The following is a 2,105-nucleotide window of genomic DNA, read 5'->3' as shown; positions in this document are numbered from 1 at the left end:
GGGAGCCGGTTTGCCGGCGATTGGGCCGCAAAGCGGCCCCACAGCATCAATGCAGGATCTGACTAAGGAACAACTTGGTCCGATCACTCCGCGGCCGGTCGAAGAAATCATCCGGCGCCGCCTGCTCCACGATCTCCCCCTTGTCCATGAAGATCACCCGGTTCGCGACCGTACGGGCAAAGCCCATCTCGTGGGTCACGCAGAGCATGGTCATACCGTCCTCGGCCAAACCGACCATGGTGTCCAGCACTTCCTTGACCATTTCCGGGTCGAGCGCCGAGGTCGGCTCATCGAACAGCATGATCTTCGGCTTCATGCACAGCGCCCGCGCAATGGCCACGCGCTGCTGCTGGCCACCGGACAACTGCCCCGGATACTTGAGCGCCTGCTCCGGAATGCGTACCCGCTCCAGGTAATGCATGGCGATTTCCTCGGCCTTGCGCCGAGGCATCTTGCGCACCCACATGGGCGCCAGGGTGCAGTTTTCGAGGATGGTCAGGTGCGGGAACAGGTTGAAATGCTGGAACACCATGCCCACCTCGCGGCGGATCGCCTCGATCTGCTTGAGGTCGTTGGTCAGCTCCACGCCGTCGACCACGATGCGCCCCTGCTGGTGCTCCTCCAGACGGTTGAGGCAACGGATGGTGGTGGACTTGCCCGAGCCGGACGGCCCGCACAACACGATACGCTCGCCCTGACGCACGTTCAGGTTGATGTCCTTGAGCACATGGAACTGGCCGTACCACTTGTTCACACCCTGCATCTGGATGATCCCTTCGGGGCCGGCAGGCTGCTTGATCGCTTCACTCATTTCGAAACTCCTAACGCTTGTGGCCAGTGTCCAGCTTGCGCTCCAGGTGCATGGAGTAGCGGGACATACCGAAACAGAAAATCCAGAACACCAGGGCGGCGAACACGTAGCCCTCGGTGGCCATGCCCAGCCAGGCCGGGTCGGCAGCGGCTTGCTTGACGCTGTTGAGCAGGTCGAACAGGCCGATGATGATCACCAGGCTGGTGTCCTTGAACAGGGCGATGAAGGTGTTGACGATGCCGGGGATCACCAGCTTGAGCGCCTGCGGCAGAATCACCAGGCCCATCGAGCGCCAGTAGCCCAGGCCCATGGCCGCGGCCGCTTCGTACTGGCCCTTGGGAATGGCCTGCAGACCGCCGCGTACCACCTCGGCTATATAGGCCGACTGGAACAGGATCACGCCGATCATCGCCCGCAGCAGTTTGTCGAAGCTCATGCCTTCGGGCAGGAACAACGGCAGCATCACCGACGACATGAACAGCACGGTGATCAGCGGCACACCGCGCCAGAACTCGATGAAGGTCACGCAGACCACCTTCACCGCCGGCATGCGCGAGCGCCGCCCCAGGGCCAGCAGGATACCCAGCGGCAAGGCGCCGACGATGCCCACGGTGGCGATCACCAGGGTCAGCATCAGCCCGCCCCACTGGCTGGTGGGGACAGTCTCCAGCCCCAGGTAGCCCCCGTGCAGCAAGGTGTAGGCCAGGATCGGGTACAGCACCAGGAAGCCCAGGCCATACGCGACCTTGCGCGGGAAACGCTTGATGAACAGCGGCGCAGCTCCCAGCACCGCCAGCCACACGGTCAGGTCCACGCGCCAGCGCAACTCGGTCGGGTAGTAGCCGTACATGAACTGGCCGAAGCGCTGCTGGACGAACACCCAGCAGGCGCCTTCCTTGGTGCAATCGGCGCGGGTAGTCCCCACCCAGTTGGCGTCGATGAACGCCCATTGCACCAGTGGCGGCACGATCAGCCACACCAGGTACAGGGCGAACAGCGTCAGCAGGGTGTTGAGCCAGCTGGAGAACAGGTTGGCCCGCATCCAGGCGAGCACGCCCACGGTTTTCACCGGTGGCGGCATGTCAGGTTTGAAAACATGAGCATTCACGGGCGTATCCTCACCGCTCGATCAGCGCAATGCGCTTGTTGTACCAGTTCATCAGCAGCGAAATGCTGATGCTGATGGCGAGATAGACACTCATGGTGATGGCGATCACCTCGATGGCCTGGCCGGTCTGGTTGAGCACGGTACCGGCGAACAGCGAGACCATCTCCGGGTAGCCGATACCGGCGG

2 protein-coding genes and 1 pseudogene are annotated in these 2,105 nt (G+C 62.9%); all 3 read right to left on the bottom strand.

Translation table 11 applies throughout. The features are described 5' to 3' along the window. Nucleotides 1–46: 46 nt before the first annotated feature. The gene (locus tag PMI38_RS21185) at nucleotides 47–811 is read right to left on the bottom strand and encodes an amino acid ABC transporter ATP-binding protein (protein ID WP_008098600.1); all 765 of its coding nucleotides are present in this window, start codon (nucleotides 809–811) and stop codon (nucleotides 47–49) included. Between the two features lie 10 nt (nucleotides 812–821). Then, a complete protein-coding gene (locus PMI38_RS21180; protein WP_008098598.1) occupies nucleotides 822–1,919 on the bottom strand; it encodes an amino acid ABC transporter permease in 1,098 nt (365 codons plus the stop codon). A gap of 10 nt (nucleotides 1,920–1,929) precedes the next feature. Next, nucleotides 1,930–2,105, bottom strand: a pseudogene (locus PMI38_RS27150) (amino acid ABC transporter permease); the annotation flags it as partial.

The sequence above is a fragment of the Pseudomonas sp. GM84 genome (assembly GCF_000282535.1).
In the GTDB taxonomy this organism is placed as follows: domain Bacteria; phylum Pseudomonadota; class Gammaproteobacteria; order Pseudomonadales; family Pseudomonadaceae; genus Aquipseudomonas.
Note: the sequence above shows the minus strand (reverse complement) of the source record. Positions and strands in the feature narration are given on the sequence as shown.